Source organism: Micromonospora sp. DT15, assembly GCF_049841475.1.
Lineage (GTDB): Bacteria > Actinomycetota > Actinomycetes > Mycobacteriales > Micromonosporaceae > Micromonospora.
Genome location: NZ_JBNCKJ010000015.1, coordinates 60,295 through 86,037, shown reverse-complemented (window position 1 = coordinate 86,037; position 25,743 = coordinate 60,295). Strand labels below are relative to the sequence as shown.

The window sequence follows — 25,743 nt, the reverse complement described above, 5'->3', positions numbered from 1 at the left end:
TTACTGGCACGATCGGCAGATGCTGATCGCGTTCTCGATCACCCCGCTCGGCGGTGACGACTCTGTGGGTGACCTGGTCGCCGAGGCGGTGCGGGTGGTCCGTGCGTCCGGCCTGCCCAACCGGACCGATGCCATGTTCACCACCGTCGAGGGCGAGTGGGACGAGGTGATGGCGGTGGTGAAGCAGGCGGTCGACGTGGTCGCCGCGCGGGCGCCCCGGGTGAGTGTGGTGCTCAAGGCCGATGTCCGACCCGGGGTCACCGACGCGCTGACCGGGAAGATCGCCCGAATCGAAGCCCGTCTCGCCGAAGGCTGACGCGCGCGGCGCGGAATGACGACACGTTTCCCTGCGCAGGGCTCGCCGACCGGCGCCGAGGGCCCGAGCCGCCAGGGGCAACGTCCGCATCACGTGCAGTAACGGGACGTCGGTCACTGGTCCGTATCGGCTCACATCACGGTAAGTTCCCAAGCGCTGATAGTGGTGTGACGAGAGGTGGCGGCACGAATGGCTGATCAGGCGAGGGCACAAATCGGTGTGACCGGGCTGGCGGTGATGGGTCGCAACGTGGCCCGCAACCTGGCCCGCAACGGCTTCACGGTGGCAGTGCACAACCGCTCGCCGGAGCGCACCCGCAGCCTGGTCGCCGAGCACGGCGACGAGGGCACGTTCCTGCCCGGCGAGACGATGGCCGATTTCGTGGCGTCACTGGAACGACCCCGCGCGGTCATCGTGATGGTGAAGGCCGGCGCGCCCACCGACGCGGTGATCGACGAGTTGGTGCCGCTGCTCGACGAGGGCGACATCATCGTCGACTGTGGCAACGCCCACTTCGCCGACACCCGCCGCCGCGAGGAGGCGCTGCGGGCGCAGGGGCTGCACTTCAGCGGCACCGGCGTCTCCGGCGGCGAGGAGGGCGCGCTGCGCGGGCCGAGCATCATGCCGGGCGGCTCCGCCGAGTCGTACGCGAAGCTCGGGCCGATGTTCGAGAAGATCGCCGCCCAGGTGGACGGCGTGCCGTGCTGCATGCACGTCGGGCCGGACGGCGCCGGGCACTTCGTCAAGATGGTGCACAACGGCATCGAGTACGCCGACATGCAGCTCATCGCCGAGGCGTACGACCTGCTCCGGGCCGGCCTGGACGCGACGCCCGCCGAGATCGCGGAGATCTTCCGGGAGTGGAACAACGGCGAGCTTGAGTCGTTCCTCATCGAGATCACCGCCGACGTGCTCGCGCACACCGACGCGGCGACCGGCCGGTCGTTCGTGGACATCGTGCAGGACCGGGCCGAGCAGAAGGGCACCGGTCGGTGGACCGTGCAGAGCGCCCTGGACCTGGGCATCCCGATCACCGGGATCGCCGAGGCAACCTTCGCGCGTTCGCTGTCCGGGCACGTCGACCAGCGCGAGGCGGCCCGCCGGGCGTTCCCCGACGCGGGTGAGAAGTGGCAGGTGACCGACCGGGAGACGTTCGTCGAGGACGTCCGCCGGGCGCTGCTCGCCTCCAAGATCGTCGCGTACGCGCAGGGCTTCGACCACATCCGCGCGGGCAGCCAGGAATACAACTGGGACATCGACCTTGGCGGCACCGCGACGATCTGGCGGGGCGGCTGCATCATCCGGGCCCGCTTCCTCAACCGGATCCGTGAGGCGTACGACGAGCAGCCCGACCTGCCGACGCTGCTGGTGGCGCCGTACTTCGCCGAGGCGGTCAGCGCCGGCGTGCCGAGCTGGCGGCGGGTGGTGGCCGACGCGACCCGGGCCGGTGTGCCGACGCCCGCGTTCTCGTCGTCGCTGGCGTACTTCGACGCGTTGCGCGCGGAGCGGCTGCCCGCAGCGCTGATCCAGGGTCTGCGGGACAACTTCGGCGCGCACACCTACCAGCGGGTGGACCGCGAGGGCTCGTTCCACACCACCTGGGCCGCCGACCGCACCGAGTCGCCGGCGTAGCCGGCGCGGAGCCCGGTTCGCAGCGCCCCGCGCCCTGCGCCCTGCGCCCTGCGCCCTGCTAGATCGTGCTTGATCCAGGATGTAGTGGCCTCCCTCTCCGTGGAGGCCACTACATCCATGTTCAAGCGCGATCTAGGGAGACGGCAGGTGCGAACCGGTAGCGGTCAGGCGACCGTGGCGTGCATCTCCCAGACGAGGATCTCGGCCGGTTCGTCGGCGGTCAGCCGCCGGCCACCGGTCATGGTGAGCCGGGCCGCGTCGCCGCTGCCGAGCGGACCACTGCCCTCCAGGGTCACCGTGCCGTTGGGCACGTAGAGGTGCACGTAGGGCGCGTCCGGGATGGTCACCTCGTCGCCGGGGGCGAGACGGGCGGCGTGCAGGGTCGCGTACCGGTTGCGGATCCGGATCGCGGACGCGCCGTCGTAGCGGTCCATCCCGGACGCGATCGGCACCAGGCCCCCGCGGAGCAGCTCGTCCTCGATCTCCAACTGCTCGTAGCCGGGGTCTACGCCCTGCTCGTCGGGGAGCACCCACATCTGCACGAAGTGCACCGGGTCGGTGTGCGGCTCCTGGTTGTTGAGCCGCCAGGCGTCGTTCTTCTCGGAGTGCAGGATGCCGGTGCCGGCGCTCATCCGCTGGGCCAGACCCGGGTAGATCACCCCGGAGTGCCCGGTGGAGTCCTGGTGCACCAGGGAACCGCGCAGCACCCAGGTCACGATCTCCATGTCCTGGTGCGGGTGGGTCTCGAAGCCGGCGCCCGGTCGGACCACGTCGTCGTTGTTGACCAGCAGCAGGCCGTGGTGGGTGTTGGCCGGGTCGTAGTGCCGGGAGAACGAGAAGGAGTGCTTGGAGTCCAGCCAGGAGATCCGGGTGGCGAATCGATCATCGGCACGACGGATGTCGACGGCGGGCGCCGGCGCGGTCACCAGGCACGCTGCCCGGCGTCGGGGGTCGACGGCGCCCAGGTCAGGGCCGGATCGCCGCTGGCCAGTTCGGCGATCTCACCGGTGCGCAACTGGGGAGTGTGGCCGAACTCGGCACAGTGTTGCTCGGCGATCTCGGCACAGATCTCGGCTACCTGCTCGCAGATCGGGTCGCCCAGGTCGGCGGCGTTCAACGCCATGATCATCTTGAAGCGGAGATCCCGCATCTGGCCCCCAACCGCCGTCGTCCCACCACCTCCGGACCCTACCCGCCGCCTTTGCACGGCATCCCGAAACGAGCGCACCCACCCCAACCCACCACCGCGTACCCCGCCCTCGATCAAGAGCTGACCCAGACCAGGCGTCCTCACACCAACCACCCGGCCCCACCCTGCCCAGCGAGCGCGGACCGGCACGGCGATCCCCACGGCGGTTGCGCCCCACCCCAGCCCCGCGCCCCCACCCTGACCATTGCGGCCCGCCCTGCCTGCCCTGCCCTGCCCTGCCCTGCCCTGCCCTGCCCTGCCGCATCGATCATGGAGTTGTGGTGGTGGATATAAGTCGCAAAAACTCCGAATCTGGCCACCACAACTCCATGATCGACCAGTCAAGGCTGGTCGGGGCGCGGTTGGGGCGAGGGCGCGGAGGGTCAGGGCTGGGGCAGGGCGGGAGCAGGGGTGGGCCGGGGACCACACGCGGGGCGGGGACCACACGCGGGGCGGGTGCCACACGCGGGCCGGGGGCCACACGCGGGGCGGGGGCCACACGCGGGGCGGGGACCACACGCGGGGCGGGGACCACACGCGGGGCGGGGACCACACGCGGGGCGAGTTGGTGGGGACGCGACGGCGCCGCCCGCACGGGAGTGCGGGCGGCGCCGAGGACAGCTAAGGAATCGGTCAGAAGAAGCGGCGGCGCTTGGCCTTCTGCGGACGGATCAGGTCCGCGCCCTTGGTCAGCAGCCGGGTCGCCCCGGAGGGACCACGCCGGGCCTCCAGGGTGTGGCTGAGTCGGCGGGCGCCGGCCGCGGCCAGCGGCACCGCGATAGCCATCACCGCCCACTGGGCAATGCGCTTCTGGATCATGTGGGTTCACCTCCGTCAGTGGCTTCTGACGACTCTGATACCCAGAGTGACGTGCGGGTAAGCGCGTCGGCTCAGATAACCGGGGCGACCGGGTTGGGCAACGCGCCGCCGAAGCGTCGGTCCCGCTGGGCGTAGAGCTCGCACGCGTACCAGAGGTGGCGGCGGTCGAAGTCGGGCCAGAGCGTGTCCAGGAAGACCAACTCGGCGTACGCCGTCTGCCAGAGCAGGAAGTTGGAGATCCGTTCCTCACCGGAAGGGCGCAGGAACAGGTCCACCTCCGGGATCTCCGGGTGGTAGAGGTACTTCGCCACGGTCTTCTCGGTGACCTTCGCCGGATCCAGTCGGCCGGCCGCCACGTCCCGGGCGATCGCGGCGGCGGCGTCACCGATCTCGGCCTGCCCGCCGTAGTTGACGCAGAACTGCAGGGTCAGCGTCGAGTTGTCGCGGGACATCTCCTCGGCGGTCTGCAACTCGGTGATGACGCTCTTCCACAGCCGACCGGGCCGGCCCGACCACACCACCCGTACGCCCAGGTCGACCAGTTGGTCACGGCGGCGACGGATCACGTCCCGGTTGAAGCCCATCAGGAACCGGACCTCGTCGGGCGAGCGCCGCCAGTTCTCGGTGGAGAACGCGTACGCCGAAAGGTAGGGAATGCCCATCTCGATGGCGCCTTCGATGGTGTCGAAGAGGCTGTGCTCCCCCGCCTCGTGCCCCTTGGTGCGGGGCAGCCCGCGGTCCTTGGCCCAGCGGCCGTTGCCATCCATCACCACCGCCACGTGCTTCGGCACCGCGTCGGTGGGCAGCGCTGGTGGTCGGGCCCCGGACGGGTGTGGCACCGGCGGGGTCGGCTCGCGCCGGCCGGCCTTCTTCGATCGGATCACTCGGTCACTCCCTGTTCGCGCCGTCCGCCCCGGCCTCGACGTCGCCGCGTGGCCGGAGCACCACGGCCCCGGTGCCTTCCGGCGGAGGGGCCGTGCCGGCCGCCGAGGGACCCCGGTCGACCAGCGGCAGCGAGCGTAGCGCGCGCTCCAGGTGCCACTGCAGGTGAGCCGCGACCAGCCCACTGCACTCTCGACGTACGGCGGTGTCGGTGGCGTCGGCGATCACCCAGTCGCCGGAGGTCAGCGCGGACATCAGGTCGATGGTGGCCGGGGCGGGATGAGCCGCCCCGGGGGGCCGGCAGTCCGGACAGACAGCGCCTCCGGCCGGAACCGAGAACGCCCGGTGCCGCCCGGGCGTGCCGCAGACCGCGCAGGCGACCAGCGCCGGCGCCCAGCCGGCCAGGGACATCCCGCGCAGCAGGTACGCGTCGAGCACCAGGGTGGTGGCGTGCTCGCCCCGGGACAGCGCCTTCAGCGCGCCGATGGTGAGCTGGAACAGCCGCAGCGACGGCTCCCGTTCCACCGGGGTCAGCCGCTCGGCGGTCTCGGCGATCGCGCTGGCCGCCGTGTAGCGCGGATAGTCGCCCAGGAACCGTTTGCCGTACAGGTCGATGCCCTCGACCTGGCTCACGGTGTGCAGTGAACTGCCGTGTTCGCCCTTCGGGTCGCCGGCGAGTTGCAGGTCGACGTGGCCGAACGGCTCCAGCCGGGCACCGAACTTGCTGGTGGTGCGGCGGATGCCTCGAGCCACCGCGCGTAGCCGGCCGTGCCGGCGGGTGAGCAGGGTGATGATCCGGTCGGACTCGCCGAGCTTCTGCACACGCAGCACCACCGCGTCGTCGCGGTAGAGCTGTCGGCGATACCCGGCCATCGGGCCATTCTCCCTCGGGGTGTGAAATCAGGGTTGGTTCGGGGTGCAAGCGCGGTTGAACCCCGATGCGTCGGCCTCGTGCCCGGCCGTAGCGTGCTGGTCATGGCCCTGCACCTGATCACCACCGCCCGCCGTCGTCGCGTCGCCGCTCCCGTCGCGCTGGGGCTCGCCACCACCCTCATCGTGCTCGCCGGGTGCGACAACCTGTCGTTCCGTCGGCTCGACTACGACAACACCGAGGCGGCCCGGATCACCACGGTCCGGGTCTCCGGGGGTTCGGGCGACGTGGTGATCCGCGGCACCGGCGCAGCGTCCGAGGTGCGGATCAAGCGAGTGGTTCGCTACCAGGGCGGTGAACCGGACAACACCCGCTACGAGATCGAGGGCAGCGAGTTGGTGCTGGACACCGACTGTGGCTCGCGATGCAGCATCTCCTACGAGGTGACGGTGCCGGAGGGTGTGGCGGTAAAGGGCGAGACCAGCTCCGGCAACGTCGAGCTGAGCCGGGTCGGCACCGTGGAGCTACAGGTGCGCTCGGGCGACGTGCGGATCTCCGGTGCGTCGGGCGCGGTCGGCGTGGAGGCCCAGTCGGGCAACATCGAGGTGAACGAGGCCGCCGCGGCGGTACGGCTGCGCGCCTCGTCGGGAGACATCACCGCACGCCGGCTGGGCGGCACTGTCGACGCCGAGGCCAGCTCGGGCAATGTCAACGTGGAGCTGGACAAGCCCGCCTCGGCCCGGGTCCACGCCTCCAGCGGTGACGTCACGCTGGTGGTGCCGCAGGGCAGCTACCGGGTCCGGTCCAACGCCGATTCCGGCGACGAGACCATCACCGTCGCCGACAACCCGGCGGCGTCCCTGGTGCTCGACGGTTCGGCCAACAGCGGCAACCTCACGATCAGCGAGCGTTGATCTCGACGTCGGCTGCCTCCCCGGCCGTCCGTTGCGCCGGCACCACCGCTCGTCCGACGGTCGCCCCGGCACCGGCACCGGCTTCGGCACCCGGCCGGGCCGCCGCGTCGGCGGACGGCGTCGGGCCACCGGGGATCAGCTCCGGGCGGCGGCGGGCGGCGACGTCCTCGACCCACCCGACGGCCAGGGTGACCAGCCCGACCAGGGCGAAGACCAGCAGCACCCGGATGGCCAGGCCCACCGGGTCCTGGTGGGACCAGCCCACCACGTCGACCAGTGGGGTGAGCGCCACCACGAACGGCATGTGCCAGAGGTAGACGGTGAGCGCCCGCCGGTTGAGCATTGTCACCGCCCGGTCGGCCGGTCGGCTCCGGCTCAGCCAGGCCACCCCGGCCGGCGCCCGGCCCAGCACGATCAGGATGAACGCGGCCGACCAGAGGGCGTTGCCCAGGGGGTTGTCGTTCAGGTCGTACCCACGCGGACCGGGATGCTCGACGATCCAGGCGCCGCCGCCCACGGCGAGGGCGAGGGCGAGCGGGTACAGCAGTCGGCCGGAGAGCCGGCGCAGCATCCCGGCGTGGTGGGCGAAGCCGAGCAGCCACGCGCCGAAGTAGAGCCCGAACTCGCGCAGCACCGGCGGTGCCGGGTAGATCCCCACCTCGATGGTCACCAGCAGGAGGTACGGGGCGAGCACCGTCATCAGCGGGGCACGCCGGAACAGCCAGAACGCGACAGGCGAGGCGAGCACGAACCAGAGATAGTCGCGCAGATACCAGATGGTGCTCAGCGCCAGCGCACCCCAGTGGTTGGCCGGCGGGTCCGCGATCGGGAACAGCCACAGCAGCACCCGAGGGCTCACCGACAACCCGCTGAACAGCATGGCCGGCACGAAGACCACGGCGAGCACCCACAGCGACGGCAGCAGCCGACGTAACCGACGCCCGACCGCCGCCGGGCCGACCCGGGTCAGCGACGCGGCCATCAGCGAGCCTGCCAGCGCGAACATCACCGACATGGCGGGGAAGACGAGGGTGAGGGTCGCCCATCCGGTGACGTGGTAAACGACCACTCGAATGATGGCCAGGGCACGGAGGAGGTCGAGGTACCTGTTGCGCATCAGCCTGCATCTCGGTCGGGGACGCGGGGCACGACTTTCCTACCCTGCGTGGCGCCCGTACCAAACGACGGCTGTCCCGGCCAGGCGTGAGCATCCCCGGCTGCCCGACCGACGGCGATGGTGCCGCCGGTCGGACACCGCCGACGAGGTAGGTCAGAAGCCCAGCTTGCGCAGTTGCTTCGGGTCGCGCTGCCAGTCCTTCGCGACCCGCACGTGCAGGTCGAGGTAGACCCGACCGCCGAGCAGTTCCTCGATCTGCTTGCGGGCGGTGGTGCCGACCTCCTTGAGCCGACTCGCCTTGTGCCCGAGCACGATGGCCTTCTGGCTGGGCCGCTCCACGTACAGGTCGGCGTAGATCTTCATGACCTGACCCTCGGGGATCATCTCCTCCACCACCACGGCGATGGAGTGCGGCAGCTCGTCGCGGACCCCCTCCAGGGCGGCCTCGCGGATCAGCTCGGCGACAAGCACCTGCTCGGGATCGTCGGTGAGCATGTCGTCCGGGTAGAGCTGCGGCGACGGCGGCAGGTACTTGGTCATCACGTCGACGAGGGTGTCCACCTGGTGCCCGGACACGGCGCTCACCGGCACGATCTCGGCGAACTCCCCCATCTTGCTGACCGCGAGCAACTGCTCCGCCAGTTGGCGCTTGTCCACCAGGTCGGTCTTGGTGACCACCGCCAGCACTGTCGCCTTCAACTCGGCCAGCTCACCGGTGATGAACTTGTCACCGCGCCCGACCGGCTCGTTCGCCGGGATGCAGAGGCCGATCACGTCGACCTCGGTCCAGGTGGAGCGGACCAGGTCGTTGAGACGTTCGCCGAGCAGCGTACGGGGGCGGTGCAGGCCCGGTGTGTCGACGAGGACCAGCTGCGACTCCGGTCGGTGCAGCACCGCCCGGATGACGTGCCGGGTGGTCTGCGGCTTGTTCGAGGTGATGGCGATCTTGGTGCCGACGATGGCGTTGGTCAGCGTCGACTTGCCGGCGTTGGGGCGACCGACGAAGCAGCCGAACCCCGCCCGGTACGGACGCGCCTGCGGATCCTGCACCGGGCTCACTGGGTCACCGTGCCGAGGACCGTGCCGTCCGGAGCGGCCACGTGGACCGGTGCGTCCGCCGCGAGGTCCCGTACCGCCGCGTGCCCGGCACCATCCAGCGTCGACGCCTCGGTCACCACCACCGCCGCCTCCAACCGACTCGCGCCGGCCGCCACGGCCGACGCCACCGCCAACTGCAACGCGGTGAGCGTCAGCGACGGCAGCGCGACACTGGCCGCCGCGTACGTCCGGCCGTCCTGGTCGCGGACCGCGGCGCCCTCGACGGCACCGACCCGCGCCCGGGCTCCCCGGGCCAGGACGACGAGCTTGCCGTCCTCGGCGCTCAGCGCGCCCGACGCGGTGGGGGTGGGCCGGGCGGCAGGCGCGGTGGGTGTTTCAGGCATCGGCGGATTGCCTCTCATCGTCTCGATAGTTGTCCGTGTCGTCCCCGGGGCCGGCGTGCTCGCCGCGCCCCGTGGTGTCCTGCTCATCGCCCGGCTCCACCCGAGTGACCAGGACGGTGTCGATCCGGTTGCGCCGGCCGGTGGTGCCCTCGGCGACCAGGCGGAGACCGGCGACCTCGGCCTCGGCGCCCGGGATCGGCACCCGCCCCAGCGACTGGGCGAGCAGACCGCCGACCGTCTCCACCTCGTCGGTGGGCAGGTCGGTGTCGAACATCTCGCCGAGATTCTCCACCGGCAGGCGAGCGGTCACCCGCACCGAGGAGTCCGCCAGACGTTCGACGGGCGGGCGCTCGACATCGTACTCGTCGGTGATCTCACCGACGATTTCCTCGAGGATGTCCTCGATGGTGACCAGACCGCCGGTGCCGCCGTACTCGTCGACCACGATGACCAGGTGGTTGCGGGCCGCCTGCATCTCGGACAGCAGGTCGTCGACCGGCTTGGACTCCGGTACGAAGGTCGCCGGGCGCATCAGCTCGGCCACCGGCAACTGCTCGGCCCGCGGGTCCCCTCCACGGGAGCGCCGGATCAGGTCCTTGAGGTAGAGCACCCCCAGCACGTCGTCGACGCTCTCGCCGATCACCGGGATGCGGGAGAAACCGGAGCGCAGGAAGAGCGCCAGCGCCTGCGCGAGCGTCTTGCCCTCCTCGATCCACACCATCTCGGTACGCGGCACCATCACCTCACGGGCGATGGTGTCGCCGAGCGCGAAGACGGAGTGGATCATCTGGCGTTCGCCGTGCTCGACCACGCCGCGCTGCTCGGCCAGGTCGACCAACTCCCGCAGCTCCACCTGGGTGGCGAACGGGCCTTCCCGGAAGCCGCGCCCCGGGGTGACCGCGTTGCCGATCAGGATCAGCAGCGACGCGAGCGGGTTGAGCGCCCGGCCCAGCCAGCGGACCAGCGGTGCCACCGCACGACCCACGGCGTAGGCGTGCTGCCGGCCGATGGTGCGCGGGGCGACGCCCACCACCACGAAGCTGACCACTGTCATCGCGCCGGCGGTCACCAATGCGGCCCGCCAGCCGGCGCCGAAGCTGTCCACCGCCACGAGCGCCACCAGTGTGGTGGCGGTCAGCTCGGCGAGCAGCCGCAACAGCAGGAGCAGGTTGAGGTGCCGGACGACGTCGCCGGCCACGACCTGGAGGGTACGGGCGCCACGCACGCCGTCGCGGGCCAGCTCGGCGGCTCGGGCCGGTGAGACCGCGGCGAGGGCCGCCTCGGTCATCGCGATCAGGCCGGCCAGCACCACGAGACCGGCCGCGAAGACGATCAGCTGAAAGTCGGGAAGGCCGGCGGTGGCGCCGGCCGCGAGTAACGGAGGAGTGGACATCACTGGGTGCGGGTCGACCGCCAGCTCGACAGCAGCCGAGCCTGGAGTGCGAACATCTCCCGCTCCTCCTCCGGCTCGGCGTGGTCGTAACCGAGCAGGTGCAGCACCCCGTGCACGGTGAGCAGGTGCAGCTCGTCGGCCGGTGCGTGCCCGGCGGTCGCCGCCTGCTTGGCCGCCACCTCCGGGCAGAGCACGATGTCGCCGAGCAGGGCGGGCTCGCCGCCGGCCGGTGCGGACTCACCCGGGCCGTGGTCGACGCTGCCCTCGTCCATGGGGAAGGCGAGGACGTCGGTCGGGCCGTCGCCACCCATCCAGCGGTGGTTCAGCTCGGTCATGTAGTCGATGTCGACCAGCAGCACTGACAGCTCGGCGAGGGGGTTGACCCCCATCTCGTCGAGGGCGTGCCGGGCGACGGCGAGCACGGCGTCGGTGTCGACGTCGACACCGGACTCATTGGCGATCTCGATGGACAACTGCTTTCCTCTGCTTTAGCGGCGGCGGGCGGCCCGGCCACCCTGGGCGGGTCGCCCAGGCACGGCGTGAACGCCCTGCGCCTGCTGGTTCTCCCGCTCGGCGTCCCAGCGGGCGTACGCGTCGACGATCTCCCCGACCAGCTGGTGGCGGACCACGTCGGAGCTGGACAACTGGGAGAAGTGCACGTCATCGACGTTTTCCAGGATCTCCCGGACCACCCGGAGCCCGCTGCTCGTCCCGCCGGGAAGGTCCACCTGGGTGATGTCACCGGTCACGACGATCTTGGAGTTGAAGCCGAGTCGGGTGAGGAACATCTTCATCTGCTCGGGCGTCGTGTTCTGCGCCTCGTCCAGAATGATGAACGCGTCGTTGAGCGTCCGACCTCGCATGTAGGCGAGGGGGGCGACCTCGATCGTGCCGGCGGCCATCAGCTTCGGGATCGTCTCCGGGTCGAGCATGTCGTGCAGCGCGTCGTAGAGCGGGCGCAGGTACGGGTCGATCTTCTCGTTGAGCGTGCCGGGCAGGAAGCCCAGCCGCTCGCCCGCCTCGACCGCCGGTCGGGTGAGGATGATCCGGTTGACCTGCTTGGCCTGCAACGCCTGGACGGCCTTCGCCATCGCCAGGTAGGTCTTTCCGGTGCCGGCGGGGCCGATGCCGAAGACGATGGTGTGGGTGTCGATCGCGTCGACGTACTTCTTCTGCCCGAGCGTCTTGGGGCGGATGGTGCGCCCGCGCCGGGAGAGGATGTTGAGTGTCAGGACCTCGGCGGGCCGCTCGGCGCTGCCCTGCTCGAGCATGCCGACGGTACGCCGGACGGCGTCACTGGTCAGGGTCTCGCCTTTCTCGATGAGTTCGAGGAGCTCGCTGAAGACCCGCTCGGCGAGGGCGTTGTCCGCGGGGTCACCGGTGATGGTGATCTCGTTGCCGCGAACGTGCACGTCACTGGTGACCGAGCGTTCGACGAGCCTGAGGATCTCGTCGCCTGCGCCGAGCAGATTGACCATGATCTTCGGGTCGGGCACGGTGATCCTGGTCTGCACCCGGGGCGGGCCGGGAGGTGGGGTGCCGGTCATAGGTTGGGCCGAAGGGCCCTGCGCACCTGCTCTCGATCTCGGCGCCGGCCTGCTGGCCTGGCGTGCGGACGTTACACCCATCGTATCGGTTCAACGCGGGGCGCATCGCGCCCATTTCCGCTGGCCGCGATCAACTCCCGGCCCGGAAGTCGTACCGGTCGAAGGTCTCCTGGTGGCGGGTGAACCGGTACGTCGCCCAGTGCATCCGGACCACCGCTCCGGCCTCGTCCCGGGTCAGCCGTAGCAGCTCCCCGACCTCCCGACCGGAGACCACCCGGAACACGTCCGGCTGGTCCGGCAGCGGGGTGAAGATCGCCGGCGGACGTCCGGTCGGGTCGCCGACCCCGCGCGCCCGCAGGGTGCCGTCGTGCCACGAGAAGACGTACTCGGAGCCCTCGCCCCACCAGCGGCCGAGCACACCCCGCAGGGCCGCCGGCGCGGGTGCGCCGGGTCGCCAGGGCTCGATCTCGGCCGGGTCGCGCTCGACCGCTGCGGTGAGCAGCCGGTGCGACAGGTCGAACAGATCGGTCGCCGTGCCGGACGAGCCGAGCACGGCGGCGCCCATCGCCCCGGGCGTGCCGTCACCGCCGCGGCGGCCGTACGCCCCGGCGAGGAACCCGGGCATCGCCCCGTCGTGCCCCACGTGCATCACCCGCTCCCCCTGCGGGATCAGGATCAGCCCGAGCCCGAAGCCCGCGCCCCAGAGCGTCTCGTCGGTGGTGGTCAGCGGCCAGCGCATCTCGTCCAGGGTGGCCGGGGCGAGGACCGCGCCGGCCGGGTCCAGCGCCGCCGGGTCGGCCAGGAACGCCGCCCAGCGGGCCATGTCGGTAGCGGTGCTCCAGAGCTGGGCGGCCGGGCCGACCGCGCCGAAGTCGGTCGGCGGTTCCGGGTGCGCCTCGTCGGAGTACGCGTCGACCAGGAACCCGGTGGCCGCCGTCGGGCGTGGGGTCACCGTGGTGTCGGTCAGCCCCAGCGGAGTCAGGATCCGCTCGGTGAGCGCCTGCGCCCAGCTGACGCCCCGGAGCCGGGCGACGAGTTGGCCGAGTACGGCCATGCCCAGGTTGGAGTAGTGGAACCGCCGGCCGGTCGGCAGCACCCGCTCGGCCCGGTCCAACTCGGCGACCAGTTGGGCGTCGTCCGGTGCGCGCAGGCTGTCCCACACATCGCCGAACGGCTCGCGTTGCAGGCCACCGGTGTGCGACAGCAACCGGCGTACGGTCAGCTCGCCGTGCGCCGGGAGGTCCAGGTGCCGGCCCACCGGGTCGTCCAGGTCCAGCAGCCCGTCGTCGCGGCACTGCAGAACCAGCACCGCGGTGAACGTCTTGGTGATCGAGCCGATCCGGAACTGGGTGCCCGCGCCCAGAGGGCTGTCGGTGCCGGTCTCGCCGACGGTGCAGCTCCAGAGCGGTCGGTCGGCCCGGTGCAGGGCCGCGGAGACCGCCGGAACCCGCGATTCGGCCTGCACCCGCCGGACCAACCGGGCCAGGTGCTCATCCACCGGTGAGCCGGGTGCCGCCCCTGGGGTCACGCCAGGTCCCGGGCGAGCATCGGGCCGAGCGGCGCACCACCGAGCAGGTGCGCGTGCACGTGGAACACCTCCTGCCCGCCGTACGCGCCGGTGTTGAACATCAGCCGGAAACCGTCGCCGAGCAGCCCCTCGTCCTCGGCCACGGCGGCGGACGTCGCCAGCACGTCGGCGGCCAGCGCCGGGTCACCCTGGGCGAGCGTGGCGACGTCGGCGTAGTGCTCCTTCGGAATGACCAGGATGTGCACCGGCGCCTTCGGGTCGATGTCGCGGAAGGCGAGCGTGGTGTCGGTCTCCCGGACCACTGTGGCCGGGATCTCCCCGGCGACGATGCGGCAGAACAGGCAGTCGGATCCCATCGGAGCAGTGTAGGGACCAACGGGCCGGGGACCCTCCGGCCTGGCATGCCCGTTCGCAGGGGAGAGCCACGGCTGAGGCAGGATGGCCGGCATGACGGATCGGGCGGTACTCGTGACCGGGGCCTCGCGCGGGATCGGCCGCGCGGTGGCGGAGGCGTTCGCAGCCGGCGGTGACCGGGTGGCCATCCACCACCGGGACTCCGCCGAGGCGGCCGAGGAGCTGCGCGCGCAGCTGCCGGGCACCGGGCACGTGGTGGTCCGTGCCGACCTCACCGACCCGGACGCGGTCCGGGTCATGGTGGACCGGGCCGCCGAACTGCTCGGCGGGCTGGACGTGCTGGTCAACAACGCCGGGACGTACGGCGACCGCGACGACCCGCACCCGATCTTCGGCGCCTCGTACGAGGAGTGGCAGCAACGCTGGCGACAGGTGCTGGAGACCAACCTGACCGGCGCCGGCAACGCCATCTGGTGCGCCGCCCAGCACATGCGCCAACGCGGAGGGCGGATCGTCAACATCTCGTCCCGTGGCGCGTTCCGCGGCGAGCCACACCAGCCGGCGTACGGGGCCAGCAAGGCGGGGCTCAACGCGCTGGGCCAGTCCCTCGCCGTGGCTCTCGCGCCGTACGGCATCACGATCGCCACCGTCGCGCCGGGTTTCGTGGCGACCGACATGGTCACCGAGTACCTGCGCGGTGAGGAGGGCGTGGCCATCCGGGCGCAGAGCCCGTTCGACCGGGTGGGCAAACCGGAGGAGATCGCCGCCGCCGTGCACTGGCTGGCCTCGCCGCAGGCCGAGTGGGCCTCCGGCACGATCGTCGACCTCAACGGCGCTTCCTACCTGCGCAGCTGAGGTCAACTCCAGCGGCAAATCACCTGGCCAGGGATGTGGTTGGCGGTTCGTGGGCGGGTAAGTCTCACCGACATGGCCGACTCCGCGCTGCTGGACCTCACCGCCGACTACCGGGTGGCCGATGGCCACGACGACGACCCTGTCCTGCTCCGCCCCGACGGCACCCCTGTCGAGACCTGGCGCGAGGACTACCCGTACGACGAGCGACTGGACCGCGACGAGTACGACCGTGACAAGCGGCTGCTCCAGATCGAGCTGCTGAAGCTCCAAGACTGGATCAAGGAGTCCGGCGAGCGTTTGGTGATCCTCTTCGAAGGCCGGGACGCGGCCGGCAAGGGCGGCACCATCAAACGCTTCATGGAGCACCTCAACCCGCGTGGCGCGTCGGTGGTGGCGCTCGCCAAGCCGGACGAGCGGGAAGCCGCCCAGTGGTACTTCCAGCGCTGGCTGGCACACCTGCCGGCGGCCGGCGAGATCGTGCTGTTCGACCGTTCCTGGTACAACAGGGCCGGCGTGGAGCGGGTGATGGGCTTCTGCAGCCGCAAGGAGTACCTGGAGTTCCTGCGGCAGGCCCCGGAGCTGGAACGGATGCTGGTGCGCTCGGGCATCCGGCTGGTCAAGTTCTGGTTCTCCGTCTCCCAGAACGAGCAGCGCACCCGGTTCGCGATCCGTCAGGTCGACCCGGTCCGGCAGTGGAAGCTGTCTCCGATGGACATCGCCTCACTCGACCGGTGGGACGACTACACCGAGGCCAAGGAGGCGATGTTCTTCTGGACCGACACGGCCGACGCGCCGTGGACGGTGGTGAAGAGCAACGACAAGAAGCGGGCCCGGCTCGAGGCGATGCGGCACGTGCTGCACCGCTTCGACTACACCGGCAAGGACCCCGCTGTGGTCGGCACACCGGACCCGCAGATCATCGGAAACGCTGGGCTGGACCTGGGGCCGGAGGAGGAGGTCGTACCGGTGTTCCCGAGGCCCTGAACGGTCACCAGCGGCCGAGGCGGGCGGCGAGCACGCTGAGGGCCGCCACCCCGGCGGTGGAGGTGCGCAGCACGGCCGGCCCGAGGCGTACGGGTCGCCCGCCGGCCTCGACGAAGGCGGTCAACTCGGCCGGGGCGATGCCACCTTCCGGGCCGATCACCAGCACGATCTCGCCGGTGGAGGGCAGCTCGGCGGTGGTGAGCCGGTCGTCGGCCTCCTCGTGCAGCACGAACCCGACGGCGGCACCGGCGATCCGGCGGGCAACGGTGGCGGTGGACTCGTCCGGCGCACCCGCCACCACCGGCAGCCACGGCCGGCGGGCCTGCTTGGCCGCCTCCCGTGCGGTGGCCACCCACTTCTCCCGGGCGCGTACGCCCCGGTCACCGCGCCACTGGGTCACCGAACGCGATGCCGCCCAGGGCACGATCTCGTCCACCCCGACCTCGGTCATCGCCTGCACGGCCAGCTCACCCCGGTCGCCCTTGGCGATGCCCTGCACCGTCACCAGTCGGGGTACTGGCGCGTCCGCGTACCCCCGGGAGGTGACGGTGACCTCCAGGCTGCCCCGGCCGACGGCCGTGACCACGGCGGCGGCCGTGCCACCCCGGCCGTCGGCGAGCAGAAGCTCCTCGCCGACGCGCAACCGCTGCACTGTCGCGGCGTGGTGCCCCTCCGGGCCGTCCAGGGTCAGCGCGTCGCCGGTGGGCAGCGCCTCCACCAGGAACAGCGGCGCGGACACCTCAGGCGTGCCCGTTGAACGCGTCGCGCATCCGGGAGAAGAAGCCGCCCTGCTTGGACAGCTCGGCGACCTCCTCACCACGGGTCTTGGCGAAGTCGCGCAGCATCTTCTCCTGGTCCGGGTCGAGCTTGGTTGGCGTCCGCACGTCCAGGTGGACGTAGAGGTCTCCCCGGCCGGTGCCGCGCAGGTGCGGCACGCCCCGGGCGCGCAGTCGCAGCGTGCTGGCCGGCTGGGTGCCGGCCTTGACGTCGACGGTCTCCTCGCTGTCCAGCGTCTTGATGGTCAGCCGGGTGCCCAGCGCCGCCGCCGTCATCGGCACCGTGACCCGGCAGTGCAGGTCGTCGCCCTTGCGGGAGTACACGTCGTGCGGGCGCTCGTGGATCTCCACGTAGAGGTCGCCGGCGGTGCCCCCGCCGGGGCCCACCTCGCCCTGCTGGGCCAGCCGGATCCGCATGCCGTCCTCGACACCGGCCGGGATCTTGACGGTCAGCGAACGGCGGGTCCGCACCCGGCCGTCGCCGGCGCAGGTGGGGCAGGGGTGCGGGATGGTGGTGCCGTAGCCCTGGCACACGGTGCACGGCCGGGCGGAGACCACCTGGCCGAGGAAGGTGCGCTGCACCGACTGCACCTCGCCCCGACCACCACACGCCTCGCAGGTCGCCAGGTGCGTGCCGGCGGCCGTGCCGGCGCCGGAGCAGGTGGTGCAGAGCACCGCCGTGTCGACGGTGATCGGGGCCTCCACGCCGAAGGCCGTCTCGTGCAGGTCGAGTTCGAGCCGCAGGATCGCGTCGGCCCCAGGGCGGGTACGCGGACGGGGGCCACGGGCGCCACCTCCGGCACCGCCGAAGAACGCGTCCATGATGTCCTGGAAACCGACGAACGGGCCAGCGCCTCCGGGGCCACCCGGGCCGCCGGCACCGCCGCCACCAGGGGCGAGCGGGTCACCACCCAGGTCGACGATCTGCCGCTTACGGTCGTCCGAGAGGACCTCGTACGCGGCGTTGATGTCCTTGAACTTCTCCTGAGCCTCCGGGTCCGGATTGACGTCCGGGTGGAACTGGCGCGCCAGCTTGCGGTAGGCGCGCTTGATCTCGTCATCGGAGGCTTCCCGGCTCACACCGAGAATGCCGTAGTAGTCCCTGGCCACTGCGTTCCGTGTCCTCATGTTCGTCTCGCGTTGCGCCGGTCGGCGGCCGCAGCCGGCCGCATCGGCCCTGACCAATCAGTTCTGGGCCAGCAACTCGCCCACGTAGCGTGCCACGGCGCGGACCGTGGCGATGTTGCCGGGGTAGTCCATCCGGGTGGGCCCCAGCACCCCCAGGCCGCCCAGGATGGTGGTGCCCGGGCCGTACCCGGTGCTGACCACCGAGGCGGCTCGCAGGTTGTCGAACTCGTTCTCGTCGCCGATCAGCACCCGGGTCGTGCTCGGCTCTGTCTCACCGATGAGCTTGAGCAGCACGACCTCCTCCTCCAGAGCTTCGAGGATCGGCCGCAGGGAGCCCTGGAAATCGAGCAGGCCGCCCCGGGTGAGGTTCGCGGTGCCGGCGAGGGCGATCCGCTCCTCGTGCCGCTCGACGAGCGTCTCCAGCAGGACGGTGGCGAGCGTGGTCATGGTCGGACGCAGGCCGGGCGGCGCTTCCTCGACCAGCGCCTGCACCAGCGGGGGCGTCTCGGACAGCCGGGCGTTGGCGAGCTTCTCGTTGATCAGTCGGCGCAGGTCGGTGACGTCGTCGGCGGGCACCGGGCCGGGCAGCTCCACGAGTCGCTGCTCCACCCGCCCGGTGTCGGCGATCATGACGAGCATCAGCCGGGTGGTGGAGATCGGCACCAGCTCCAGGTGACGCACCGAGGATCGGGCCAGGCTCGGGTACTGCACGACGGCGACCTGTCGGGTCAGCTGGGCGAGCAACCGCACCGTGCGGTGCACCACGTCGTCGAGGTCGACCGCGCCGACCAGGAAGCGCTCGATGGCCCGGCGCTCGGCCGGGCTGAGCGGTTTGACCCGGGACAACCGGTCGACGAAGAGGCGGTAGCCGCGGTCGGTGGGCACCCGGCCGGCACTGGTGTGCGGCTGCCGGATGTAGCCCTCCTCCTCCAGCACGGCCATGTCGTTGCGGACCGTGGCCGGGGAGACCCCGAGCTGGTGCCGCTCGACCAGCGCCTTGCTGCCGACCGGCTCCTGGGTGGAGACGTAGTCTTCGACGATGGCGCGGAGCACGGCGAGTTTCCGGTCGTCGAGACCCATCCTCCGCACCTCCTGTCGCACGTCGGCCGCCGGCGCTCTGGGCCGGCCGGGCCGTCCTGGCACTCGACTGTAGCGAGTGCCAGTCTACGTCGGCGGGCCCGCCCACGCGATGATCAACGGCCACCCTTCGGTGCGGCCCACGACACCCTGTTGGGCCGATCGGCCCGCACTGCGAGGCGAAGTCGCTCTGGTGCGGCGTTGCCACCGGCACCTACCGTGACATCCATGACTGAACCTCCTCGCCCTCCCGGGTCGGGCGACCCCGGCAACTACCCGCCGGAGCCCACCTCCCCCGGGCCGTACCCGTCGGCCGAGCCGCCCACCGCACCACTGTCCGGGGCGCCCGGCCCGGCCGGCTATCCCCCGCCCGGTGGCTATCCGCCGCCCACCGGTGACCAACCGCCGTCAGGCGGCTACCCTCCGGCAGGCGGCTACCCCCCGCCCGGGGGCTATCCCCCGCCCGGCGGCTACCCGCCCGGCGGCTACCCGGCCGGTGGGGCCTACGGCGGCCCCGGCGGTGGCTACGCCAACAACGAGGACAAGACCTGGGCGTTGGTCGCGCACTTCGGCGGCGCGCTCGGCGCGCTGGTCAGTTTCGGTCCGCTGGGCTTCGTTGCCCCGCTGATCGCCTACCTGGCCCGTGGCCAGCAGTCGCCGACCGTCCGGGCGCACGCTATCGCCGCTCTGAACTTCCAGATCCTCTGGTCGATCATCGCGTTCGTACTGCTCTTCGTGAGCTGGTGCCTGCTCTTCCTGCCCAGCATCGCCGTCGTGGTGATCCAGATTCTGTTCGGGATCATCGCCGGCATGAAGGCCAACGAGGGCACCCCGTACCGCTACCCGATGACTGCCAGCTTCATCAAGTGAACCGGGCCGGCCGCTCCCCCGGCCGGCCCGATTCACGGCCGTCCCGGTCCCGGAGCGGTGGGCCACTCAGGGCAGCAGGTCACGCACGACCGCGTCGGCGAGCAGCCGCCCGCGCACTGTGAGCACCGCCCGGCCGGCGGCGTAGTCGTCGGCTGCCAGCAAACCGCCGGCCAGGGCCCGCTCGGCGCCGGCCCTGCCGGCAGCGTCGAGCACCGCCAGCGGGAGACCGCTGGCCAACCGCAGCCGGAGCATCACGTCCTCCATGTGCGCCTCGTCGACGGTGAGCACCTCCCGGGCCAGGCCGGGAGACTCCCCGGCGGCCAACCGTTTGGCGTACGCCGAGGGGTGCTTCACGTTCCACCAGCGGACCCCGCCGACGTGGCTGTGCGCCCCCGGCCCCAGCCCCCACCAGTCCGCGCCGGTCCAGTAGAGCAGGTTGTGCCGGCAGCGGGCGTCGTCGGTGCGCGCCCAGTTGGAGACCTCGTACCAGGAGAGCCCGGCCGCGTCGAGCGCGGCCTCCGCGGCCAGGTAGCGGTCCGCGGCCACGTCGTCACTGGGGTACGCCAGCTCGCCGCGCCGCATCCGGGCGGCGAGCCGGGTGCCGTCCTCGACGATCAGGGCGTACGCGCTGACGTGGTCCACCCCTGCGGCGACGACCTGCTCCAGCGAGGCGGCGAAGTCCTCGGGACGCTCCCCCGGGGTGCCGTAGATCAGGTCCAGGTTGACGTGCTCGAACCCGGCGTCGCGGGCCTCCAGGGCGGCGGCGGTGGCCCGGCCGGCGCTGTGTTTGCGGTCCAGGATCGCCAGCACCCCCGGGGAGGCGGACTGCATGCCCAGCGAGATCCGGGTGTAGCCGGCAGCTCGCAGCAGCTTCAACGATTCCGGGGTGACCGATTCGGGGTTGGCCTCGGTGGTCACCTCGGCGTCGGCGGCCAGCCCCCACGTGCTGTTGATGCCGTCGAGGATGCGGGCCAGGTCGTCGGCGGGGAGCAGGGTCGGCGTGCCGCCGCCGACGAAGACGGTGTCGACCCGGGGCGGCGGAGTGTCGCCGAGCACCCGGGCGGCGAGCCTCAGCTCGGCCAGCACCGTGTCCGCGTACCCCTCGCGGCTCGCGCCGCCGCCCAGTTCGGCAGCGGTGTAGGTGTTGAAGTCGCAGTATCCGCAGCGACTGGCGCAGAACGGCACGTGCACGTACACGCCGAAGCCGCGCGCGCCGACCGCCGCGGTGGCGGTGGCGGGCAACGATCCGTCGACGGGGACGGTCTCACCATCTGGAAGGACGCCGGGCATGGCCACTAGTGTGCCCGGCATGACCTCTCCCGACGTCCTCGTGCGGGTCGCTACGGCCCGTGGGGTGACCACCCTCACGCTCGACAGCCCGCACAACCGCAACGCCCTCTCCACCGCCCTGATGGCCCAGTTGCTGGCCGGGCTGGCGGACGCGGTCGCCGACGAGGCGGTGCGAGTGATCGTGCTCGACCACACCGGCCCGGTGTTCTGCTCCGGCGCGGACCTGAAGGAGACCGCTGCTGCGTACGCCAGCGGGACGGTGCCGGCCGGGATGCTGGGTGACGTGCTCGCGGCGCTCTGGGAGTGCCCGAAGCCGGTGCTGGCCCGGGTCGGCGGACCGGCGCGGGCCGGCGGGCTGGGCCTGATCGCCGCCGCCGACCTGGCGGTCTGCGCCGACGAGGCGACCTTCGCGTTCACCGAGGTGCGCATCGGGGTGATCCCGGCGGTGATCTCTGCGACCGTGCTGCCCCGGCTGCACCCGCGCGCCGCCGCCGAGCTGTACCTGACCGGGGACACCTTCGACGGCCGCCGCGCCGTCGAGGTCGGCCTGGTGACGGCCTCGGTCCCGGCGGACGGGTTGGACGACGCGGTACGGGGCTACTGCGACTCGCTGGTGCGCGGCGCCCCCGGTGCGCTGGCCGGCGCGAAGGAGCTGCTGCGTCGACCGGGCACCGCCGAGTTGCGCGCCGACCTGGCCCGACTCTCCGCCGTCTCGACGGGCTACTTCCTCTCCGACGAGGGGCGCGAGGGGGTCATGGCCTTCCGGGAGAAGCGACCGGCGCGCTGGGTTCCCGCTCTCGACGACTGACGGTCGGGGCGCCACCGTCGTTCGGCGGCGCCCCGGTCTCCGGTCCGGTCAGCGCGGGTCGGGTCACCAGGCGGTCGCGCCGCCGTCGACCGGGTAGTTCGCCCCGGTGATGTACGACGCCCGGTCGGACGCGAGGAAGACCACCAGCTCGACGACCTCCTCGGGGCGCGCGAAGCGCTTGAGAAGCGTCTTGGCCGTGATGGCGTCCCGCGCCTCCTGGTTGTCACCGAGGTCGCGTTCGCTGGCCGGGGTGAGGGTGGGCCCGGGGCTGACCGCCACCGCGCGGATGCCGTGGGGCGCACCTTCGAGGGCGAGCTGTCGCGTCATGCCGATGATGCCGGCGTTCGCGGCGGTGTGACCGACCATCGGCGGGACGTGGCCGCCGATCATTCCGGCCATGGAGGCGGCGCTGATGATGACGCCGCCGCCGCGTCGGACCAGGTGCGGCCAGGCGAACTTCGACACGAAGTACGGAATGTCGAGTTCTCCGGTGATGGTGTAGCGCCAGTCCTCCACGGAGAAGTCGGGCATCGGGCCGAAGCGGAGCGCGGCGGCGTTGTTGTACACCACGTCGAGCCCGCCATAGGCGGCCGCGGCGTCGTCGACGAGCTTGCGTACCTGCTCCGGGTCGGTGAGGTCGACCGGCGCGATGCCGGTCATCTCGCCGCCCGCGCGCCGGACGAGTTCGACGGTCTCGTCGTTACCCGCGACCTGGAGGTCGGCCCCGACGACCTTCGCGCCCTCGCGGGCGAAGGTCAGCGCCGCGACGCGGCCCAGGCCCCCGCCGGTGCCGGTGATCAGCACGACCTTGCCATCAAGCGTTCCCATGGAACTCCTCCTCGTTCACTGACCAACGCGCCCGGCTTTGCGGCGGTAGGTCGGATTGACATGTCAACCGAGTTAAGTCCTTGACCGGTCAATCGCTTCCCGATACCGCGTACCCGGTGACGCGCACGACAGCCCTGCAGCGGGTCGGAGGGGCGTGGCAGGTGAGATCGCGACCGGAGCGGGAACGTCGCCAACCGGTACGCGGCAGCGGAGCCGGCCCCGAACCGGTCGGAGTCGGCCAGGCCGGGCCCGAACCGCTCGGACGACCCGGAAGGGGCCTGCGGGGACGTACGCTTGTCGGACTGTCGATCTGGGGGTGTGGGTGCGAACTCGGGCAACCGTGGCGGGTGGAGTGGTGCTCATCCTCGTCGCCGTGATCGCGATCTGGCTCGTCGTACGACAGGTCGGCGACAACCTCAGGTTGCCGCTGGTGGCACGCAAGTGCACGGTGCAGGCCGACGGACGTGTCGCGCTGGACGCCGACCAGATGGCCAACGCGGCGACCATCGCGGCGATCGGCGCGAAGCGCGGAATGCCCGAGCGGGCCGTCGTGGTCGCGCTCGCCACCGCGTACCAGGAGTCCGGGCTGCGCAACCTCGCCGACGGCGACCGCGACTCGGTCGGCCTGTTCCAGCAGCGGCCGAGCCAGGGCTGGGGCACCCCGGCGCAGATCCGCGACCCGCGGTACGCGGCGAACCGGTTCTACGCGGCCCTCAAGAAGGTGCGCGGCTGGGAGAAGATGCGCGTCACCGACGCCGCCCAGCGGGTGCAGCGCTCGGCGTTCCCCGAGGCGTACCAGAAGTGGGCCGACGACTCCGAGGTGCTCAGCCGGGCCCTGCTCGGCGACGCCAGCGGCGCGGTCGCCTGCACCGTGGGGCGCACCCCGGCGATGCACGGTGCGGCCGCGGCCGCGCAACTGACCCGCAATCTGGTGCTGGACTGGGGGCTCAAGGGCACCGACCCGACCGACCAGACCGGGTTGGCGGTGACTCCGGGCGACCAGCGCGACGGCTGGCGGTACGCGCACTGGCTGGTCTCGCACGCCCAGGACCACGGCGTGAAGCGGGTCCGCTTCGGCGACCTGGAGTGGACCGCCCGCGGCGGCTCGTGGGGCCGGGTGGACGGCCGCCAGAACCCCGCCGGTCAGGTGGTCGCCGAGGTGTTCAACGAGGGTTGACCGACCCGGATCTCTTAACCGGCAGTCACCGCACAATCGGGCAATGCGCACTGAATCGCACTATTGATCACGCAGATCTCACTCTGTGCGTTTCTCTCGCTGCGTGGGGTCCCGCCGTGGCCCAATCCCGCACCACGCCCTCCCCGAGGCCTGGACAGCCGCGTTACGATCGGCGGCCTGTGCCAGAAAAGGTTTCACCTCATGGGGAGGGGTACGACGCGGTGTTCGATTACGGCGACCGGACCGGTTACGAACCGATCAGCGACACTGACCGCAAGGAGTTCCACGAGCAGGGCTTCCTCCTGCTGCGCAACGTCCTGACGGAGGACCACCGGGCGGCGCTGGAGGCGGCTGTCGACCGCGTCTACGCGGAGGAGCAGGCCAAGGGCACCACCAAGAAGGACGGCACCCTGCACCTGCTGGGCTTCCTGGAGCGCGACGAGCTCTTCGGTGAGCTGCTGACCCACCCGATCGCCTTCCCGTACATGTGGGGGCTGGCCGGCTGGAACATCTACACCCACCACAACCACCTGGACGTCACCCCGCCGGCCGCCGAGCCGGAGAAGCCGTACTGGGGTTGGCACCAGGACGGGTACCGGCAGAACTCCGACCCGGAGACGATGGACCCGAACCTGCCTCGGCCGATGTTCTCGCTGAAGGTCGCGTACGTGCTGTCGGACCTCTCCGAGACCGGCCGCGGTGCCACCAAGGTCATCCCGGGCAGCCACCTGAAGAACTCGCTGCCCCGGCCGGCGGACCTGACCGTGCAGAACCCCGACCCGGAGGGCACGGTGGAGATCACCGCCAACCCGGGCGACGCCTTCATCTTCGACCGCCGGCAGTGGCACTCGCGGTCGACGAACCTGTCGACCATCACCCGCAAGATGCTCTTCGTCGGCTACACCTACCGGTGGATCCGTCCGCTGGACGAGCTGCACCCCGACGTGAACGGCGAGTGGTACCGCAACCGCACCCCGGTGCAGCGCCAGCTGATCGGCGAGGGCACCCACACCGCCAACTACTGGGGCATCAACTGGGACGGGTACGTCGACGACGAGATCCCGCTGCGCAAGGAGCTCAAGGAGCGCGGTCTGCTCGACCGCAACATCCCCTGGCTCCGCTGATCCCTGCTCGTGGAACGGCCCCCCGTCACGCTCAGCGATGGCGGGGGGGCCGTTCCACATGTCGACGCCGGTGGTCGCCGGCCGCGTGGGCTTACGCCGACCAGCTAGCCACGGGCGGCGAGGCGGCGACGGGCCTTCTCCCGGATCGACTCCGGCAGCTCCTCCGCCTCGAGCAACCGAGGCAGCAACTCCGGCTCCAGGCTGGTCGCCCGGAACACCTCGCCGATGGTCACACCGTGCGCCGGCCGGTCCACCACCTCGACCAGGTCGCCCGGGCCGACCTCCCCCTCGCGCAGCACCCGCAGGTAGGCGCCGGGCAGCGCCCGGGAGGTGAACCGCTTGATCAGATCCGGTACGCCCCAGAACCCGGCGAAGGTGGTGCACGGCGTACGCGGTTTGGTGACCTGGAGCAGCGCTGAACCGACCAGCCACTGCTCACCGATCACCGCGCCGGTCACGTCGACCGCGTAGGTGGACAGGTTCTCCCCGAAGCCACCCGGCCGGACGTCGCGGCCCAGCTCCGCCGCCCACCATGCGGCGTCCTCCTCCGCGTAGGCGTAGACCGCCTGGTCGGGGCCGCCGTGATGGGCTCGCTCTCCGATGAAGTCGCCGACCACCCCGTCGAAGCGGATCGGCACCGGGCCGTCCACCGGCCGCTTGTCGATGCCGCTGCGGCCGCTCGCATCGCCGGCCCACTCCGCCTCGGTCACCACGCCGAGGTTCACCGCTGCCACCCTGCCCGTCATGACGGCCAGCCTAGTGGCGGTTCGCCGCCGAGCAGTCCGCCCGGCTACGGGCTCGGCACCGCCCAGCCCGTCCGAC

General features: G+C 71.6%; 28 protein-coding genes. 9 read left to right on the top strand and 19 right to left on the bottom strand.

Annotated elements, in window-relative coordinates:
* The first annotated feature begins 19 nt into the window (after positions 1-19).
* Both ACLQ3F_RS28225 and gndA read left to right on the top strand, forming a co-directional pair.
* Entirely contained in the window at positions 20-316 is a 297-nt protein-coding gene (locus ACLQ3F_RS28225) for a thiamine-binding protein (protein WP_196919265.1), read from the top strand.
* A gap of 189 nt (positions 317-505) precedes the next feature.
* Positions 506-1,948, top strand: a complete 1,443-nt coding sequence (gndA, locus tag ACLQ3F_RS28220; protein WP_357207810.1) for an NADP-dependent phosphogluconate dehydrogenase — start codon at positions 506-508, stop codon at positions 1,946-1,948.
* Positions 1,949-2,112: 164 nt separating this feature from the next.
* Here gndA and ACLQ3F_RS28215 read toward each other — a convergent pair whose 3' ends face one another.
* The 5 genes from ACLQ3F_RS28215 to recO all read right to left on the bottom strand — a co-directional run bounded on the left by ACLQ3F_RS28215 (position 2,113) and on the right by recO (position 5,711).
* The gene (locus ACLQ3F_RS28215; protein WP_425852472.1) at positions 2,113-2,874 is read right to left on the bottom strand and encodes a pirin family protein; all 762 of its coding nucleotides are present in this window, start codon (positions 2,872-2,874) and stop codon (positions 2,113-2,115) included.
* Positions 2,871-3,098 carry a thioredoxin reductase gene (locus ACLQ3F_RS28210; protein ID WP_355009269.1) on the bottom strand — a complete coding sequence of 76 codons (228 nt, stop codon included), beginning with the start codon at positions 3,096-3,098 and terminating at the stop codon, positions 2,871-2,873. Before ACLQ3F_RS28210 ends, ACLQ3F_RS28215 begins: the two co-directional genes overlap by 4 nt.
* A 672-nt stretch (positions 3,099-3,770) precedes the next feature.
* The gene (locus ACLQ3F_RS28205; RefSeq protein ID WP_030336441.1) at positions 3,771-3,956 is read right to left on the bottom strand and encodes a hypothetical protein; all 186 of its coding nucleotides are present in this window, start codon (positions 3,954-3,956) and stop codon (positions 3,771-3,773) included.
* Between the two features lie 71 nt (positions 3,957-4,027).
* Entirely contained in the window at positions 4,028-4,840 is an 813-nt protein-coding gene (locus ACLQ3F_RS28200) for an isoprenyl transferase (RefSeq protein WP_355009270.1), read from the bottom strand.
* Between the two features lie 4 nt (positions 4,841-4,844).
* A complete protein-coding gene (gene recO, locus ACLQ3F_RS28195) occupies positions 4,845-5,711 on the bottom strand; it encodes a DNA repair protein RecO (RefSeq protein WP_425852470.1) in 867 nt (288 codons plus the stop codon).
* A 102-nt stretch (positions 5,712-5,813) separates the two neighbouring features.
* Here recO and ACLQ3F_RS28190 point away from each other — a divergent pair, with 102 nt between their 5' ends.
* Positions 5,814-6,623, top strand: a complete 810-nt coding sequence (locus ACLQ3F_RS28190; RefSeq protein WP_425852469.1) for a DUF4097 family beta strand repeat-containing protein — start codon at positions 5,814-5,816, stop codon at positions 6,621-6,623.
* Here the strand turns inward: ACLQ3F_RS28190 and ACLQ3F_RS28185 are convergent.
* From ACLQ3F_RS28185 to ACLQ3F_RS28150, 8 genes are all read right to left on the bottom strand, one after another.
* Positions 6,610-7,740, bottom strand: a complete 1,131-nt coding sequence (locus tag ACLQ3F_RS28185) for an acyltransferase family protein (RefSeq protein ID WP_425852468.1) — start codon at positions 7,738-7,740, stop codon at positions 6,610-6,612. The genes ACLQ3F_RS28190 and ACLQ3F_RS28185 overlap by 14 nt on opposite strands.
* Positions 7,741-7,893: 153 nt before the next feature.
* Positions 7,894-8,790 carry a GTPase Era gene (gene era, locus ACLQ3F_RS28180; RefSeq protein WP_387354928.1) on the bottom strand — a complete coding sequence of 299 codons (897 nt, stop codon included), beginning with the start codon at positions 8,788-8,790 and terminating at the stop codon, positions 7,894-7,896.
* A gap of 5 nt (positions 8,791-8,795) precedes the next feature.
* Positions 8,796-9,182: a cytidine deaminase gene (locus tag ACLQ3F_RS28175; RefSeq protein ID WP_355009275.1), complete on the bottom strand. Its 387-nt coding sequence runs from the start codon at positions 9,180-9,182 to the stop codon at positions 8,796-8,798.
* Positions 9,175-10,599: a hemolysin family protein gene (locus ACLQ3F_RS28170; RefSeq protein ID WP_355009334.1), complete on the bottom strand. Its 1,425-nt coding sequence runs from the start codon at positions 10,597-10,599 to the stop codon at positions 9,175-9,177. The genes ACLQ3F_RS28175 and ACLQ3F_RS28170 overlap by 8 nt, the downstream gene beginning before the upstream one ends.
* Positions 10,575-11,048, bottom strand: coding sequence for an rRNA maturation RNase YbeY (gene ybeY / locus ACLQ3F_RS28165; RefSeq protein ID WP_355009276.1), 474 nt, complete (start codon positions 11,046-11,048; stop codon positions 10,575-10,577). Before ybeY ends, ACLQ3F_RS28170 begins: the two co-directional genes overlap by 25 nt.
* Before the next feature lie 15 nt (positions 11,049-11,063).
* Positions 11,064-12,122 (bottom strand): PhoH family protein, encoded by a 1,059-nt coding sequence (locus ACLQ3F_RS28160; RefSeq protein WP_145792520.1) that lies wholly within the window; start codon positions 12,120-12,122, stop codon positions 11,064-11,066.
* Between the two features lie 130 nt (positions 12,123-12,252).
* Complete coding sequence (locus ACLQ3F_RS28155) at positions 12,253-13,620, bottom strand: serine hydrolase domain-containing protein (RefSeq protein ID WP_425852465.1); 1,368 nt, start codon at positions 13,618-13,620, stop codon at positions 12,253-12,255.
* A 26-nt stretch (positions 13,621-13,646) separates the two neighbouring features.
* Positions 13,647-14,006 (bottom strand): histidine triad nucleotide-binding protein, encoded by a 360-nt coding sequence (locus ACLQ3F_RS28150; protein ID WP_357204758.1) that lies wholly within the window; start codon positions 14,004-14,006, stop codon positions 13,647-13,649.
* 91 nt (positions 14,007-14,097) lie between these two features.
* On the opposite strand from ACLQ3F_RS28150, the gene ACLQ3F_RS28145 reads away from it, so the two are divergent.
* Positions 14,098-14,859, top strand: a complete 762-nt coding sequence (locus tag ACLQ3F_RS28145) for an SDR family NAD(P)-dependent oxidoreductase (RefSeq protein WP_425852464.1) — start codon at positions 14,098-14,100, stop codon at positions 14,857-14,859.
* A 72-nt stretch (positions 14,860-14,931) separates the two neighbouring features.
* Positions 14,932-15,843 (top strand): polyphosphate kinase 2, encoded by a 912-nt coding sequence (gene ppk2 / locus ACLQ3F_RS28140; protein ID WP_425852462.1) that lies wholly within the window; start codon positions 14,932-14,934, stop codon positions 15,841-15,843.
* 4 nt (positions 15,844-15,847) lie between these two features.
* Here the strand turns inward: ppk2 and ACLQ3F_RS28135 are convergent, their stop codons facing one another.
* The 3 genes from ACLQ3F_RS28135 to hrcA form a co-directional block, all read right to left on the bottom strand.
* Positions 15,848-16,582: a 16S rRNA (uracil(1498)-N(3))-methyltransferase gene (locus ACLQ3F_RS28135; RefSeq protein ID WP_357264131.1), complete on the bottom strand. Its 735-nt coding sequence runs from the start codon at positions 16,580-16,582 to the stop codon at positions 15,848-15,850.
* Between the two features lies 1 nt (position 16,583).
* Positions 16,584-17,729, bottom strand: a complete 1,146-nt coding sequence (gene dnaJ, locus ACLQ3F_RS28130; RefSeq protein ID WP_181518639.1) for a molecular chaperone DnaJ — start codon at positions 17,727-17,729, stop codon at positions 16,584-16,586.
* 75 nt (positions 17,730-17,804) lie between these two features.
* Positions 17,805-18,827, bottom strand: a complete 1,023-nt coding sequence (gene hrcA / locus ACLQ3F_RS28125) for a heat-inducible transcriptional repressor HrcA (protein WP_355009281.1) — start codon at positions 18,825-18,827, stop codon at positions 17,805-17,807.
* A 225-nt stretch (positions 18,828-19,052) separates the two neighbouring features.
* Here hrcA and ACLQ3F_RS28120 point away from each other — a divergent pair, with 225 nt between their 5' ends.
* Positions 19,053-19,694, top strand: a complete 642-nt coding sequence (locus ACLQ3F_RS28120; RefSeq protein WP_425852460.1) for a DUF4870 domain-containing protein — start codon at positions 19,053-19,055, stop codon at positions 19,692-19,694.
* A gap of 66 nt (positions 19,695-19,760) precedes the next feature.
* Here ACLQ3F_RS28120 and hemW read toward each other — a convergent pair whose 3' ends face one another.
* Positions 19,761-20,984, bottom strand: coding sequence for a radical SAM family heme chaperone HemW (gene hemW, locus ACLQ3F_RS28115; RefSeq protein WP_425852600.1), 1,224 nt, complete (start codon positions 20,982-20,984; stop codon positions 19,761-19,763).
* Between the two features lie 19 nt (positions 20,985-21,003).
* Here hemW and ACLQ3F_RS28110 point away from each other — a divergent pair, with 19 nt between their 5' ends.
* Positions 21,004-21,792, top strand: a complete 789-nt coding sequence (locus ACLQ3F_RS28110) for an enoyl-CoA hydratase-related protein (RefSeq protein ID WP_425852458.1) — start codon at positions 21,004-21,006, stop codon at positions 21,790-21,792.
* Positions 21,793-21,855: 63 nt separating this feature from the next.
* On the opposite strand, the gene ACLQ3F_RS28105 is transcribed toward ACLQ3F_RS28110, so the two are convergent.
* Positions 21,856-22,620 carry an SDR family NAD(P)-dependent oxidoreductase gene (locus ACLQ3F_RS28105; protein ID WP_355009284.1) on the bottom strand — a complete coding sequence of 255 codons (765 nt, stop codon included), beginning with the start codon at positions 22,618-22,620 and terminating at the stop codon, positions 21,856-21,858.
* A gap of 316 nt (positions 22,621-22,936) precedes the next feature.
* On the opposite strand from ACLQ3F_RS28105, the gene ACLQ3F_RS28100 reads away from it, so the two are divergent.
* Entirely contained in the window at positions 22,937-23,797 is an 861-nt protein-coding gene (locus ACLQ3F_RS28100; RefSeq protein WP_357207708.1) for a hypothetical protein, read from the top strand.
* A gap of 221 nt (positions 23,798-24,018) precedes the next feature.
* Positions 24,019-24,921 (top strand): phytanoyl-CoA dioxygenase family protein, encoded by a 903-nt coding sequence (locus ACLQ3F_RS28095; protein WP_091409805.1) that lies wholly within the window; start codon positions 24,019-24,021, stop codon positions 24,919-24,921.
* 104 nt (positions 24,922-25,025) lie between these two features.
* Here the strand turns inward: ACLQ3F_RS28095 and ACLQ3F_RS28090 are convergent, their stop codons facing one another.
* The gene (locus ACLQ3F_RS28090) at positions 25,026-25,667 is read right to left on the bottom strand and encodes an MOSC domain-containing protein (RefSeq protein ID WP_425852456.1); all 642 of its coding nucleotides are present in this window, start codon (positions 25,665-25,667) and stop codon (positions 25,026-25,028) included.
* Positions 25,668-25,743: the final 76 nt, after the last annotated feature.

What these genes read in the sequence shown, in the direction of transcription:
- ACLQ3F_RS28175 (WP_355009275.1), bottom strand. Translation starts at nt 9,182, where the DNA reads ATGCCTGAAACACCCACCGCGCCTGCCGCCCGGCCCACCCCCACCGCG.
- ppk2 (WP_425852462.1), top strand. Translation starts at nt 14,932, where the DNA reads ATGGCCGACTCCGCGCTGCTGGACCTCACCGCCGACTACCGGGTGGCC.
- ACLQ3F_RS28110 (WP_425852458.1), top strand. Translation starts at nt 21,004, where the DNA reads ATGACCTCTCCCGACGTCCTCGTGCGGGTCGCTACGGCCCGTGGGGTG.
- ACLQ3F_RS28205 (WP_030336441.1), bottom strand. Translation starts at nt 3,956, where the DNA reads ATGATCCAGAAGCGCATTGCCCAGTGGGCGGTGATGGCTATCGCGGTG.
- ACLQ3F_RS28090 (WP_425852456.1), bottom strand. Translation starts at nt 25,667, where the DNA reads ATGACGGGCAGGGTGGCAGCGGTGAACCTCGGCGTGGTGACCGAGGCG.
- ACLQ3F_RS28210 (WP_355009269.1), bottom strand. Translation starts at nt 3,098, where the DNA reads ATGCGGGATCTCCGCTTCAAGATGATCATGGCGTTGAACGCCGCCGAC.
- gndA (WP_357207810.1), top strand. Translation starts at nt 506, where the DNA reads ATGGCTGATCAGGCGAGGGCACAAATCGGTGTGACCGGGCTGGCGGTG.
- ACLQ3F_RS28105 (WP_355009284.1), bottom strand. Translation starts at nt 22,620, where the DNA reads ATGGGAACGCTTGATGGCAAGGTCGTGCTGATCACCGGCACCGGCGGG.
- ACLQ3F_RS28225 (WP_196919265.1), top strand. Translation starts at nt 20, where the DNA reads ATGCTGATCGCGTTCTCGATCACCCCGCTCGGCGGTGACGACTCTGTG.
- ACLQ3F_RS28120 (WP_425852460.1), top strand. Translation starts at nt 19,053, where the DNA reads ATGACTGAACCTCCTCGCCCTCCCGGGTCGGGCGACCCCGGCAACTAC.
- ACLQ3F_RS28190 (WP_425852469.1), top strand. Translation starts at nt 5,814, where the DNA reads ATGGCCCTGCACCTGATCACCACCGCCCGCCGTCGTCGCGTCGCCGCT.
- hrcA (WP_355009281.1), bottom strand. Translation starts at nt 18,827, where the DNA reads ATGGGTCTCGACGACCGGAAACTCGCCGTGCTCCGCGCCATCGTCGAA.
- ACLQ3F_RS28145 (WP_425852464.1), top strand. Translation starts at nt 14,098, where the DNA reads ATGACGGATCGGGCGGTACTCGTGACCGGGGCCTCGCGCGGGATCGGC.
- ACLQ3F_RS28150 (WP_357204758.1), bottom strand. Translation starts at nt 14,006, where the DNA reads ATGGGATCCGACTGCCTGTTCTGCCGCATCGTCGCCGGGGAGATCCCG.
- ACLQ3F_RS28160 (WP_145792520.1), bottom strand. Translation starts at nt 12,122, where the DNA reads ATGACCGGCACCCCACCTCCCGGCCCGCCCCGGGTGCAGACCAGGATC.
- ACLQ3F_RS28185 (WP_425852468.1), bottom strand. Translation starts at nt 7,740, where the DNA reads ATGCGCAACAGGTACCTCGACCTCCTCCGTGCCCTGGCCATCATTCGA.
- recO (WP_425852470.1), bottom strand. Translation starts at nt 5,711, where the DNA reads ATGGCCGGGTATCGCCGACAGCTCTACCGCGACGACGCGGTGGTGCTG.
- hemW (WP_425852600.1), bottom strand. Translation starts at nt 20,984, where the DNA reads ATGCCCGGCGTCCTTCCAGATGGTGAGACCGTCCCCGTCGACGGATCG.